The 12,368-nt window shown below is 66.0% G+C and carries 13 protein-coding genes and 2 pseudogenes; 11 read left to right on the top strand and 4 right to left on the bottom strand.

Annotated features, from left to right (window positions below):
- On the top strand, positions 1 to 560 hold a 560-nt coding region (locus tag JOY90_RS10710; RefSeq protein ID WP_291691104.1), incomplete at its 5' end, for an Ldh family oxidoreductase.
- Positions 561 to 678: 118 nt separating this feature from the next.
- Here JOY90_RS10710 and JOY90_RS10705 read toward each other — a convergent pair.
- Complete coding sequence (locus tag JOY90_RS10705; RefSeq protein WP_291691103.1) at positions 679 to 837, bottom strand: hypothetical protein; 159 nt, start codon at positions 835 to 837, stop codon at positions 679 to 681.
- On the opposite strand from JOY90_RS10705, the pseudogene JOY90_RS40110 reads away from it, so the two are divergent.
- Together JOY90_RS40110 and JOY90_RS10695 are read left to right on the top strand one after the other, a co-directional pair.
- Positions 788 to 1,018, top strand: a pseudogene (locus tag JOY90_RS40110) (tripartite tricarboxylate transporter substrate-binding protein); the annotation flags it as partial. The gene JOY90_RS10705 and the pseudogene JOY90_RS40110 sit on opposite strands and share 50 nt — an antisense overlap.
- Complete coding sequence (locus JOY90_RS10695) at positions 963 to 1,577, top strand: tripartite tricarboxylate transporter substrate-binding protein (protein ID WP_367276911.1); 615 nt, start codon at positions 963 to 965, stop codon at positions 1,575 to 1,577. The pseudogene JOY90_RS40110 and the gene JOY90_RS10695, both read left to right, overlap by 56 nt.
- 13 nt (positions 1,578 to 1,590) lie before the next feature.
- Here the strand turns inward: JOY90_RS10695 and JOY90_RS10690 are convergent, their stop codons facing one another.
- Entirely contained in the window at positions 1,591 to 3,138 is a 1,548-nt protein-coding gene (locus JOY90_RS10690; protein ID WP_291691102.1) for an alpha/beta hydrolase, read from the bottom strand.
- A gap of 173 nt (positions 3,139 to 3,311) precedes the next feature.
- Between JOY90_RS10690 and mddA the strand changes: the two genes are divergently transcribed.
- Positions 3,312 to 4,076 carry a methanethiol S-methyltransferase gene (gene mddA / locus JOY90_RS10685; RefSeq protein WP_291691101.1) on the top strand — a complete coding sequence of 255 codons (765 nt, stop codon included), beginning with the start codon at positions 3,312 to 3,314 and terminating at the stop codon, positions 4,074 to 4,076.
- A gap of 119 nt (positions 4,077 to 4,195) precedes the next feature.
- Here the strand turns inward: mddA and JOY90_RS10680 are convergent, their stop codons facing one another.
- Positions 4,196 to 5,458, bottom strand: coding sequence for a DegT/DnrJ/EryC1/StrS aminotransferase family protein (locus JOY90_RS10680; protein WP_291691100.1), 1,263 nt, complete (start codon positions 5,456 to 5,458; stop codon positions 4,196 to 4,198).
- A gap of 40 nt (positions 5,459 to 5,498) precedes the next feature.
- On the opposite strand from JOY90_RS10680, the gene JOY90_RS10675 reads away from it, so the two are divergent.
- Positions 5,499 to 6,227: a formyltransferase family protein gene (locus JOY90_RS10675; RefSeq protein WP_291691099.1), complete on the top strand. Its 729-nt coding sequence runs from the start codon at positions 5,499 to 5,501 to the stop codon at positions 6,225 to 6,227.
- A 99-nt stretch (positions 6,228 to 6,326) separates the two neighbouring features.
- Here JOY90_RS10675 and JOY90_RS10670 read toward each other — a convergent pair whose 3' ends face one another.
- Positions 6,327 to 7,019, bottom strand: a complete 693-nt coding sequence (locus tag JOY90_RS10670) for a bifunctional 2-polyprenyl-6-hydroxyphenol methylase/3-demethylubiquinol 3-O-methyltransferase UbiG (RefSeq protein ID WP_291691098.1) — start codon at positions 7,017 to 7,019, stop codon at positions 6,327 to 6,329.
- Between the two features lie 305 nt (positions 7,020 to 7,324).
- Here JOY90_RS10670 and JOY90_RS10665 point away from each other — a divergent pair, with 305 nt between their 5' ends.
- From JOY90_RS10665 to JOY90_RS10640, 6 genes and pseudogenes are all read left to right on the top strand, one after another.
- The gene (locus JOY90_RS10665; RefSeq protein ID WP_291691105.1) at positions 7,325 to 8,785 is read left to right on the top strand and encodes a PfkB family carbohydrate kinase; all 1,461 of its coding nucleotides are present in this window, start codon (positions 7,325 to 7,327) and stop codon (positions 8,783 to 8,785) included.
- Between the two features lie 10 nt (positions 8,786 to 8,795).
- Entirely contained in the window at positions 8,796 to 9,545 is a 750-nt protein-coding gene (locus tag JOY90_RS10660; RefSeq protein ID WP_291691097.1) for a nucleotidyltransferase family protein, read from the top strand.
- Complete coding sequence (locus JOY90_RS10655) at positions 9,542 to 10,480, top strand: NAD(P)-dependent oxidoreductase (protein ID WP_291691096.1); 939 nt, start codon at positions 9,542 to 9,544, stop codon at positions 10,478 to 10,480. The genes JOY90_RS10660 and JOY90_RS10655 overlap by 4 nt, the downstream gene beginning before the upstream one ends.
- A complete protein-coding gene (locus JOY90_RS10650) occupies positions 10,477 to 11,082 on the top strand; it encodes an SIS domain-containing protein (protein WP_291691095.1) in 606 nt (201 codons plus the stop codon). The genes JOY90_RS10655 and JOY90_RS10650 overlap by 4 nt, the downstream gene beginning before the upstream one ends.
- A gap of 7 nt (positions 11,083 to 11,089) precedes the next feature.
- Complete coding sequence (locus tag JOY90_RS10645) at positions 11,090 to 12,088, top strand: NAD-dependent epimerase/dehydratase family protein (RefSeq protein WP_367276912.1); 999 nt, start codon at positions 11,090 to 11,092, stop codon at positions 12,086 to 12,088.
- Positions 12,085 to 12,368: pseudogene (locus JOY90_RS10640) on the top strand (transketolase); the annotation flags it as partial. The gene JOY90_RS10645 and the pseudogene JOY90_RS10640, both read left to right, overlap by 4 nt.

Raw genomic sequence — 12,368 nt, 5'->3', positions numbered from 1 at the left:
TGCCGTTCGATCTCGACATGTCGCCGGCGGTCGCCGCGCGCGGAAAAATCCGGCGCGCCGCGCGGCGCGGCGAACCCATCCCGCCCGGCTACGCGCTCGACGCCAAAGGCCGCCAGACCACCGATCCCCATGCCGCGCTCGACGGCGGCACCGTGCAGCCGATCGGCGGTCCGAAGGGTTCGGCGCTGGCGATGCTGATGGACCTGATGGGCGGCGTGATTTCCGGCGCCGCGTTCGGCGGCGACGTACGCAACCATTTCGAGGATTACGACCGGCCGCAGAATGTCGGTCATTTCATCATGGCGATGAAGCCCGATCTGTTCGTCAGTCGCGACGAGTATGCGAGGCGCATGGATACGCTGGCGCAGCGCGTGCATGCCTGCCCGACCGCGGAAGGTTTTGACGAAGTGATCATGCCTGGCGAACGTGAGCGCCGGCTGGAAGCGAAGCATCGCCGCACCGGCGTGCCATTCCACGCCAAGGAGGTCGCCATGATGCAGGAGGCTGCGGCCAAGGCCGGAGTGCCGCCGCTGCCGGTCTCGCGCGTTCCGCTGGCATAGACTCCCATGTGTCCGCTTCGTCCAGGAGAAACGAGTTGTTGAAACGAGACATGATCAAAGCCGGAGCCTTCCTTGCGGCAGCGCTCCTGCTCATGAGCCCGGCGGTGCGCGCCCAGAGCTATCCTTCAAAACCGATCACGCTGATCGTGCCGTTCGCGGTCGGGGGATCGAACGACCTGGTCGCCCGCGCCATCGGCAAGAAGCTCGCCGATGCGTGGGGGCAGCCGGTGGTCGTTGAAAACCGCGCCGGTGCGGGCGGCACGATCGGCAGCTCCACCGTCGCCACCGCGCCGCCGGACGGCTACACGCTGCTCCTGGTGTCGTCGACCTTCACGATCAACCCCGCGATCAAGAAAACCCTGCCGTTCGACACGATCAGGGATTTCACGCCGATCGCCTTCATTGCCCGCTCGCCCCTGTTGCTTACGGCGTCGAAGAGCCTGCCGGCGAAATCCGCCAAAGAACTGTTCGCTCTGGCCAGGGGCGAACCGGGGCGGATCACCTACGCCTCGGCTGGGCCCCGGCAGCATCAATCAGATCGCGGCAGAGCTCATGGCGCAGTCGGCCGGCGTGAAGCTGATGCACGTCCCCTACAAGGGCGGAGCGCCCGCGCTCAACGATCTCCTCGGCGGCCATGTCGATATCTACGTTTCGAGCCTGCCGCAGGTACTGCAACTCGTGCAGAACGGCCAGGCCAAGGCCCTTGCGGTGACCAGCGCCAGGCGGACGGCCTTGTTGCCGGATGTGCCGACGCTCGACGAACAGGGTGTGACCGGCTTCGATGTCTGGTCGTGGTGGGGCATCGTCGGTCCGGCCGGGATGCCGGCGACTATCGTCGACGCGCTGAATTCCGAGATCGGCAAAATGCTCGGCACCCCCGAGCTGCGTCAGATTCTGTCGAATGAGGGGGCCGAGGCGGACACCATGACGGCGCGGCAATTCGGCGATCTGCTGCGGCTGGAAACGGAGCGATGGACCAAGGTCGCGCACGAGGCCAAGATTTCGATCGATCAGTGAGGGAGGCGCGCGATCACATCCCAAGGCCGTCGGCGAATTGCCTGATGCCGGCGAGGACGGGCTGCTGGTCGCCGGCGAAGGCCCAGTGGTCGGCCCCGTCGAGCTCGATCAACCGTGCCCGCGGGACGCGGCTGGCGAGATGCCGGCCGGCGCCGACGCGAACGGCGCGGTCGCCGCGACGGTGCAGCACGAGGGTCGGCGCCGCGATCCGCTCCAGGAGGTGCCGCACATCGGTGTCGCGCAACGCCTCGAGCACGCCCTTGATGGCGCCCGGGCTCGACGCCGCGCGAAGCAGGCCGGCCCACCAGGCTCTCGCCTGCGCATCGCCCGAAAGGCTCGGCGCGAACGTCTCGATACCGGCGGGCCCGCCCCAGGCCGTGACGAGCTGACGCAGCCATATGTCGTACTGCGCGGCCTGCAAGGCGTGCGGATAATCCGGCGTGGCGCTCCCCTTCGCGAGCGAGGCGAACAGGACGAGACCGGCGACCCGATCCGGATGGTCGGCCGCGAAGCTGATGCAGGCCGGTCCGCCCTCGGACGCACCGAACAGCATTACGCGGCGGCTGCCCGCAGCATCGAGCACCGTGCCGATGTCCAGCGCGGTCGCCTCCACGCTGGGGCTGGAGCCGACCCGGTCGGACAGCCCGACGCCGCGACGGTCGAGCAGGATGAGACGGCCGATCCCGGCAAGTGAGGACAGGAACGTTCGGCACCGCGGCTCCTCCCAGACGCGCTCGACATGGGAGACGAAGCCGGGCAGCACGAGCACGTCGATGGACCCGGTACCATAGGTCTGGAAGGCGAGATGAATGCCGCCGCCGCTTGCGTACCGCGTCGACGGCGGGTCCGCGGCCGCGGCCGGCGCGCGGTCTTCGAGCAGCGACCGGGTTTCGGCCTCCGGCGCCACATCGAGCTCGTCGCGAAGACGCCGCGTCAGGGCGTCGAGGTGGCGCTCGGCCGCGGCCCGATCGCCGGCGAGCAGGAGATTGCGGATGAGATGCCGCCCATACACTTCGCTGAGCGGATCGAGCGCAGCCAGACGGACGGCATGGACAGCCGCGGCTGCGTAATCGCCCGCCGCGTTCTTCTCGTACACCAGCCGCTCGAGCGCCTGGATCGCGCGGCCCCGCAACGCCTCCCTGCGGAAGAAGGCCCACTCGTCGAATTGTGGACAGCCTGCGGGCGCGAAGCCCTCGAGGAAGTCGCCTTCATAGAGGCGGCACGCCTGCTCGAAATCGCCACGATCGCAGGCCTGCTCGAACGACTGGGAGCCGACCTCCAGCTCGATCGCCGACGACCAGCCGACCGTGGAACGATCGGTCGTGAGAACATCCCCGAGCGTCGACTGGAGCCGATGCAACAGGCGCCGCAGCCGCGCCTTCACCACCGTCTCGGGGCTTTCCGGCCACAGCAGGGTTGCGAGCGCGTCGCGCCCGACCGGGCCCTTCGCCTCGGCCAGATAGACCAGCAGGGCAAGGCCCTTGCGCAGCGCCAGCCGGCACGGCTCGCCGTCACGCCGGAGCTCCGGGAAGCCGAACGTGCGCACGCTGAACTGAGCCATCGTCATGCAATCCGGAAATGCAGGCGTCCGGGGACGGCCGAGGAACGCCCAAGGGACGCCCAAGGGACGCAGCGATGCTAGCACCGGCGGCACGGAATCGTCACCGGCTCCAGCGCGGCGGGGCCACGCGCGGCTATCACGTCCGCCGCCGCACAGCCACACAGGAGAATATCATGATCGGACGCATCGCCGCTCTCCTCTATGCCGTTGCGAGCTATCTCGTATTTTCCGTCGCTTTTGCCTATGCGGTGGCCTTCGTCGGCAACCTCTGGGTTTCGAAGTCGATCGATGTCGGGTCCGAGGGCGGGCTCGGCCCCTCGGTGCTGATCGACGTGGTGCTGCTCGGTCTGTTCGCGGTCCAGCACAGCGTCATGGCGCGCCCGGGCTTCAAGCGCTGGTGGACGCGGATCGTCCCGGCGTCCTGCGAGCGCAGCACCTATGTCCTGATCTCGAGCCTCCTGCTGCTGCTCATCTTCTGGCAATGGCGGCCGATCACCGTCACAATCTGGCGCGTCGACGGCTGGGCGGCGGCGACCCTGACGGCGATCTCCTGGACCGGCTGGCTGGTGACCTTGACGTCGTCCTACATGATCGACCATTTCGAGCTGTTCGGATTGCGCCAGGTGCTCGATGCGCTGCATGGCGCCGCAGCGCGCGTGCAGCCGTTCAGGACGCCGCTGCTGTATAAGCTCGTCCGCCACCCGCTGATGCTGGGTTTTCTGCTGGCCTTCTGGGCGACGCCGCACATGACGGCCGGGCACCTGCTGTTCGCGCTTGTGAATACCGGATACATCCTCGTCGGCCTGTGGTTCGAGGAACGCGATCTGGTGGCGCATTTCGGCGCGAGCTATGAGCGGTATCGAAAGCAGGTTCCGATGCTGATGCCGCGCCTGCCCGGCCGCCGCTCCCGGTTGAAGGTCCAGCCGAGCGCGGAATAACCGAATCGAAGGGCGCGAGCCCGCCGGCGATTCGTCGTCGAATCGTGTGTAGCCCGGATGAGCGCAAGCGACATCCGGGTTTCGTCCCCGCATGTCGCTTCGCTCATGCGGGCTACTCGCTAGCGTTCCGACTGCGAATGGAAGTCCGCGACCGATTCGACGACGAGGTCGATCTGGCCGTCGGTCAGCTTTTCGTGAATCGGCAGGCTCAGGATCTCGCGCACCAGACGCTCCGCATTCGGCAGCGGCCTGCGATCGAAATGGCGATGCGCCGGCTGCTGCGACATCAAGAGCGGGTGGCGAATCTTCACCTCGATGCCGCGCGCCTCGAGAAAGTGGCGCAGCTCGCTCCGCCGCCGCGCCGTGACGGTGTAGTCGAAGAACACCGAACGGCGGTCGGCCGGCGATTGGGGCGGCGGCGGGCAGCCGAGCAGCGCTCCGAGGCGCTCGCCATATTGCCGCGCGATCTCGAGCCGGCGCATGATCGCCGGCTCGACCCAGTCAAAACTCACCAGCATCATGGCGGCCTGCAGGGTATCGATCTTGTGGTTGAGCGACGGCTCGACGCAGATCTCCTTGTTCACGGTGCCGACGTAGCGTAGCGCCCTGATCCGCTCCGAGATCGCGGCATCCTTCACCAGCACCACGCCGACCTCGCCGAACGCCGGAAACAGCTTCATCGGGTTGAGACTGAACGCGGCCGCGTCACCGAAGCCGCCGGCCCGCCGCCCCTCTGCATCAGTCGCACCAAAGGCCTGGGAGGCATCCTCGATCACGCGCAGTCCATGGCGGTCGGCAAGCCGCCGGATCGCCGCCATGTCGCAGAGCCGGCCGGTGTAGTGCACCGGCAGGATCGCCCGGGTTTTCGACGTGATCGCCGCTTCCGCATCCGCCACATCGAGATTGAGGTCGTCGCCGATATCGGCAAAGACCGGCGTCGCGTCCGCCAGCACCACCGCATTCACGGTGGCGACCCAGGACATCGCGGGAACGATCACCTCGTCGCCGGGCCCGATATCGAAAGCGCGCAGCGCGAGATGGAGCGCGTTGGTGCCGGAGCTGACACCGATGCAGTGGCACGCGCCGCAATAGGACGCGACCAGTTCCTCCCAGCGCTCGACCGCCGGCCCCATCAGGAGCTGGCCGCTGCGTAACACCTCGTCGACGGCGCCCAACAGCCGCGCGCGGCGCTCCGGATCATCGACGGCGAGATCGCGGTAGCGCACGCTGGGGTTCCGGAGCGGCGGCTGCAGCAGATCGGCCATCGCTTCACCCGGAATGCCGGCGAGCACGTCGCGATAGAGCGCCGAGCCCCGCGCCTGTCGGGTCGACGGGTCTTCCGTGGACGCGATGTCCTCAGCGCTGATTGACAAATCGGCCATCCATTCTATCGCACGGGGACACGAACCGGGAATCGCTCCCATGCTTCTCGTCTTTGCCGGCAAGCGCGTCGGCCTTGCACTGCTCAATTACCTGCTCACACGACCGGAGCCGATCGGCCATGTCGTCGCCGCCTCTGCGGCCGACGAATCGATTCTTCACCTCTGCCGGAAGCACAACATAGCATGCACGACCTTCGAAAGGCTCGATATCGCGGTGCTGCGGACGGTCACCGACCGGTATGAGTGGTTGCTCGACCTCTGGAGCCCGCACATCCTGTCGAGCGAGATCCTGTCCCTCGCCGGACACCGCGCCAACCTGCACCCGGGCCTGGTGCCGCACGCGCGCGGCGCCGACAGCACCGCCTGGTGCATCCGCAAAAGTCTCCCCACCGGCGTCAGCATCCTGGAGATGACGGAAGCCATCGATGCCGGCGGCGTCTACGCCCAGCGGCAGGTGCAAGCGCCCTTCCCCACTTCCGGCAAGGAGCTTCACGTGCGGCTGCAGGACGAGTTGATCGCCCTGTTCCAGGAAGTCTGGCCGCGGATGCTGACCGGCGAGATCGAGCCGCAACCGCAGGGCGCGGGTGGATCGTACCACCGCCGCAAGGACACTAATGCCGACCGCCGGCAGAAGGCCGACGTCGTCATGACCTTGGGCGAAGCGGTGCGCTGGATGCTGGCGCACGACTTTCATCCCGGCACCACCGCCGAGTTGGAGCAGGATGGCGAGCGCTTCAGGCTGCAGCTCACGGTGACGAAGATTCCCTAAAGCTTTTTCCGTTCCGATGGAATCGGAACGGAAGCTCCAGCTTCTTGTTTTGATGCGTTTTCTTCACGCGAACCGGTACCCACTTCGCTCGAAAACGCTCTAAGTCCCCGCAGTTGCGCTCCTTTTCCCGCAACAGAGCACGAGATTGTAGTGCGCCATGGCGTGGTAGCCGGTGTGCACGACCTCGTCGTTCATGGAGAAGGCGAAGACGTTGTGGAAATACTTCTGCAGCAGCCGCTTGAGGTCGCGCTGGTCCTTGCAGTTGACATGACCGATCCTGGAGTGCGCCGAGGCGTAAGGCTGCGATTGCAGCGACGGCATGCCGATGATCAGCGTGGCGTGCGCGGTGAGGCTCGCGACCATGTTGGCGAGGAACCGGTCCTCCTCGTCCGCCGGAATGTGCTCCAGCACATCGAGGGAATAGGCCCCGTCGAAAGTTCCCTCGACCGGGCCGTCCAGCATGTCGTGCAACCTGACCTCGATCGGCCAGCGGTCCGAGTGCCGGGCGCGGGCGTCCTCGACGAAATCGGCGTCGAAATCGACCGCGGTCAGATGCTCGACCTCCTGGCGGACCACCCGGCTGAAGAACGCGTCGCCGCAGCCGGCCTCGAGCACGCGGGCGCAGCCTTGCAGCATTTTGGCCACGAACTTGTAGCGGGCGAAGGCGAAGGCGAGCCGTTTCGGGTCGTCGTGGTAGCCCCATCCGGACACCAGGCCAAGCCGCTCGAAGCCATCCTTGCGAAAGTGATCGATGGCCTCCTGGTACTGGATCTCGCCCTTCGTCTTCGTCATCTCGCCGCTTTCGGCTCCGCTGCGATCGCCGTGAGGTCGGCCGGAGCGCGTCGTGAATGCCCGAACCCTCGGTTCTTGCGATAGTATCGGCCCGCAGTGATTCGTGGTCCGTAGCCACTTTCCGACATTCGCGATCGTCACAACAGCCGACGTGGCGACATTTCCGGAAAACTACGGACGCCTAGTAACATTCCAGTAACCGCGTATCCGAAACGATAATCGTTGCGAGCGATCACGGTCGCTCGCCCGCAGGTGCAACATTGGACGATGGTTACACGGACTGGGCAGTAGCCGATTCGCAGTCGATCCGATCGGATTGCGGCGATGACCGGTCGATTGCCTTCGTCTCGGGCAATTTCAACATCGTCCATCCCGGGCATCTCAGGCTGCTGCGGTTTGCGGCGGAGCAGGCGGATCGCCTGGTGGTCGGCGTCAACGCCGACGATGCGCCCGGCGTGACGCTGCCCCAGGACGTCCGTCTGGAGAATGTGCGTTCGATCGGGTTCGTCGATCATGCCGTGGCGCTCAGGGAACCGGCCGGCGGGTTCATCGCCGCCTTGCGGCCGAATGTCGTGGTCAAGGGCAAGGAATTCGAGAAACGCTGCAATGCCGAGCGGACGATCGTCGAGTCCTATGGGGGGCGCCTGGTGTTCAGCTCGGGTGAGCTGCGCTTCACCTCGCTATCGCTGCTGGAACGCGATTACACCGATGCGGAATCGTCGGCGATCCGCAAGCCGCTGGCCTTTCCGCGGCGCCATGGGTTCGAGATCGGTCAGCTCCGGCATCTGCTGGCGAGCATGGCGGGGATGCGCGTCCTCGTGATCGGAGACCTGATCATCGACGAGTACATCACCTGCGACGCGCTCGGGATGTCCCAGGAGGACCCGACTATCGTCGTGACCCCGATCATGACCAAGACCTTCGTCGGCGGAGCCGGCGGCGTCGCCGCGCATGCGCACGGTCTCGGCGCCGACGTCAAATATTGCACGGTCGTCGGCGACGACGAGCACGCCGACCACGCACGCGATAGGCTTTCGAGCCAAGGCATCGGCTGCGACTTCTTCGTCGACACGACCCGGCCGACCACGCGCAAGCAGCGCTATCGGGCCCTGAACAAGACCCTGCTGCGGGTCAATCACCTCCGGCATCATGCCGTCAGCGCCGAAATCCAGGCGAGGCTGCTCGCCGCCGTCGAGCGCGCCCTGCCGCAATGCGATCTCATCCTGTTCTCCTGCTTCAATTATGGCTGCCTGCCGCAACGGCTGGTCGACGCGGTCAGCGCTCCCGCTCGAGCCGCGCAGGTGATGCTGGCGGCCGACAGCCAGGCGTCCTCACAGGTCGGCGACGTCTCCCGGTTCAGGAACACGGGACTGCTCACACCGACCGAGCGCGAAGCGCGGATGGCGCTGAACGATTTCGAGACCGGCCTGTCCGCCATCGCCGAGCGGCTGTTGGCCAAGAGCGGCGCCGAGAATCTCATCATCACGCTCGCGGGCGAGGGCATGCTGATCAACACGATACGCGACGGTGCGCTGCAGACCGACCGCCTGCCGGCCTTCAACGTCTCGCCCAAGGACGTCGCTGGCGCGGGCGACAGCCTGTTCACCTCTACCGCGATGGCGCTGCGCGCCGGCGCGGACATCTGGCAGGGCTCCTATCTCGGCGCGCTGGCCGCCGCCTTGCAGGTCTCACGCGTCGGCAACGGCCCGCTCACGGCCGGCGAGCTCGTCGCCGAGGTTGACGAGCAGCCCGTCGATCATGACTGAGGGAACCGGCATGGGCGCGCTCCTTCTCGCCGCCGGATTCGGCAGCCGCCTGCTGCCGATCACGGCGACGACGGCGAAATGCCTGGTGCCGATCGACGGCAAGCCGCTCCTGAACTATTGGCTGGAGCACATGTTCGCGGCCGACATCGAACGGATCCTGATCAATACGCATTGGCTGGCGGAGCAGGTCGTCGCCCACGTGCGAGCTTCGCGCTTCGCCTCGCGCATCGATCTGACCCATGAGGACGAGCTCCTGGGCACCGGCAGTACGGTCCTCGACAACCGCGACTGGTTCCGGGGAAGCCCGTTTCTCGTCGCTCACGCCGACAATCTTAGCGATTTCGATGTTCGCGGCCTCGTCGCGGCGCACGAGACGCGGCCGCGCGGCCATCCGATCACGATGCTCGGCTTTCGCACCGACAGGCCCTCCTCCTGCGGCATTCTCGAGCTCGACGATCGCAGCAGCGTGGTCGCCTTTCATGAGAAGGTCGCGGACCCGCCCGGCAACCTCGCCAATGGCGCGGTCTACATCTTCGAGCCCGAGATCATCGACGCGATCGCGAGCCTCGGCCGGCCGCAGGTCGACCTCTCGACCGAGATCATTCCGCTATTCCTCGGGCGCATTCTGTGCGTCGAGACGCACGGCTATCACCGCGATATCGGAACGCCGGACAGCCTGGCGCAAGCCAGAAGCGATTTCGCCGCGCGGCGGCGCGCGGCCGAAGCATCCACGCACCGTTTACAGAAGGCCATGGCATGAACGTCTTTCTCACCGGCGCCTGCGGCTACAAGGGCAGCGTGCTGGTGCCAAAACTGCTCAAGGCAGGCCACAAGGTCGTGGCCTTCGACATCATGTGGTTCGGCAATTTCCTGGAGCCGCATCCCGATCTCACCATCATCAAGGGCGACGTGCGCAATCCCGGAGATTTCGACCTGGAGGACATCGACGCCATCATCCATCTCTCGAGCGTCGCCAACGATCCCTGCGGCGACCTCGACCCCAAGCTGACCTGGGAGACCAGTTGCCTCGCCACCATGCAGCTCGCCGACCGTGCCCGGCGTTCAGGCGTGGACCGCTTCATCTATGCCTCGTCGGGCAGCGTCTACGGCATCAAGGACGAAGCCGAGGTCACCGAGGATCTCGAACTGCTGCCGATCTCGGAATACAACAAGACCAAGATGTGCGGCGAGCGCATCGTGCTGTCCTACAAGGACGACATGGTGGTGCAGATCGTGCGCCCCGCCACCGTGTGCGGCTATTCGCCCCGGCAACGGCTCGACGTCTCCGTCAACATGCTGACCATGCAGGCGCTGACCAGCCGGCGGATGACCGTGTTCGGCGGCAACCAGACCCGGCCCAACATCCATATCGACGACATCACCGACCTCTATCTGTTCCTGCTCGACCATCCCGAGCATGCCGGCATCTACAATGCCGGCTTCGAGAACCTCTCGATCCTCGACATCGCGGAGATGGTGAAGCGGCATGTCGACGCCGAGATCGTCGTCACGCCTTCCAGCGACCCGCGCTCATACCGCGTCAATTCCGACCGGCTGCTGGCCACCGGCTTCCGTCCCAGCAAGACGGTCGAGGATGCGATCAGGGAGCTGGTCGGCATGCACGCGCAAGGGCAGCTCAGAAACGAGGACCGCTGCTACAATCTGAAATGGATGGAGAGAGGGATATCGACATGAACGCCCGCGCCTTCGCCACGCCATCCGTGCTGTTCAGAGACTATTCGAAGCGGCTTCACGCCACCCTCCGCGATTTCGACTGGGCGCCGGTCGAGCGGCTGGGCTACGAGCTGCTCGACTGCTGGCAGACCGGACGGCAGGTCTTTCTCGCCGGCAATGGCGGCAGCGGCGCCAATGCCGATCATTTGTCGAACGACCTGCTCTATGCATTTTCGAAGGTGCCGGGCTCGGGCCTGCGCGTCCGCTCGCTGTCGGCCAATCCGTCGGTGCTGACATGCCTGGCCAATGACGAAGGCTACGACAAGGTGTTCTCGCTGCAGCTCGCCGTGCTGGCACGGCCGCGCGACGTTCTGATCGTGCTGTCCGGCTCCGGCAATTCGGCCAACATCGTCGCCGCGCTCGAAGCCGCGCGCGGGATCGGCATGATCAGCTATGCCGTGCTCGGCCTCTCCGGCGGCCAGGCCAAGGACATCGCCGACGTGCCGATCCATTTCGCCGTCGACGACATGCAGATTTCCGAGGATGCGCAGATGATCGTCGGCCACATGCTGATGCAGTGGCTGCGCAGCCAGCGCGGCTCGATCGGCGCGGTGAAAGGCTGACGCAGACATCATGGCACGCGAGAAATACCTCATCCTCGGATCGAACGCGTTTTCCGGCGCGAGCTTCGCCGATCATCTCGCAGCCCAAGGCCACGACGTGCTGGCCGCCAGCCGTTCGGAGGAACCGCATCCGGCCTTCCTGCCGTACAGATGGCAGAGGCGGCCGGGGCAGGTCCGCTTCCGGCGCATCGACATCAATCACGATCTCGACGCGCTGAAGGCGCTGCTGCTCGACGAGAAGGTGACCCATGTCGTGAACTTCGCGGCGCAGAGCATGGTCGGCGAGAGCTGGACCCATCCCGACCACTGGATGATGACCAACGTCGTCTCCACCGTGCGGCTGCATGAAATGCTGCGCCGACATGACGGGCTCCAACGCTACGTCCATGTCACGACGCCGGAGGTCTACGGCTCGACGGAGGGCTGGGTGAAGGAGGACGCTGCCTTCAACCCATCCACGCCCTATGCGGTGTCGCGCGCTGCCGCCGACATGAGCCTGCGCACCTATTTCGCGAACTATCAGTTCCCGGTGATCTTCACCCGCGCGGCCAATGTCTATGGAGCGGGGCAACAGCTCTATCGCATCATCCCGAGGACCTTGCTGGCCGCGAGCGGCGGCGAGCGGCTGCGGCTCGACGGCGGCGGCGCCTCGGTCCGCGCGTTCATCCACATCAGCGACGTCGCGGATGCGACGGCGAGGATCGCGCGCTTCGGCCGGCCGGGCGAGACCTATCACATCTCAGGCTACGAGCTGATCGCGATCCGCAGCCTGGTCGAAATGATCCTGAAGCGTCTCGATCGACGTTTCGATGAGTGCGTCGAGATCGGTCCGGAGCGGCCGGGCAAGGATGGCGCCTACAGGCTCGACAGCGCGAAACTGCGCACCGAGCTCGGCTGGCGCGACGTCGTGCCGCTGGAGCACGGCATCGACGACGTCGTCTCCTGGGCGGAGCGCTTTCGCGACGATATCCCGAACCTGCCCCATCGCTATCAGCACAAGCCATGATGAACATCGTCATGCGCCAGCCGTTAGCCGAGATCGACACCGCCGCCTTGCGGCGTTTGGCGGCACGGCTGCGCGGCAAGGTGATCGAGATGTCGCATGCCGCGCAGGCGGCGCATCTCGCCTCCTCGCTGTCCTGCGCGGACATCCTCAGCGCCGCCTATTGGCATGTGCTGAATATCGATCCGGCACGGCCGAACGATCCCCTGCGCGACCGCTTCATCCTGTCCAAGGGACACGCGGCTGCCGCGCTCTACGCGACGCTCGCGATGAAAGGCTTCTT

The organism is Bradyrhizobium sp. (genome assembly GCF_019242285.1).
Taxonomy (GTDB): Bacteria; Pseudomonadota; Alphaproteobacteria; order Rhizobiales; family Xanthobacteraceae; genus Bradyrhizobium.
This window is presented reverse-complemented; position numbering and strand designations above follow the sequence as displayed.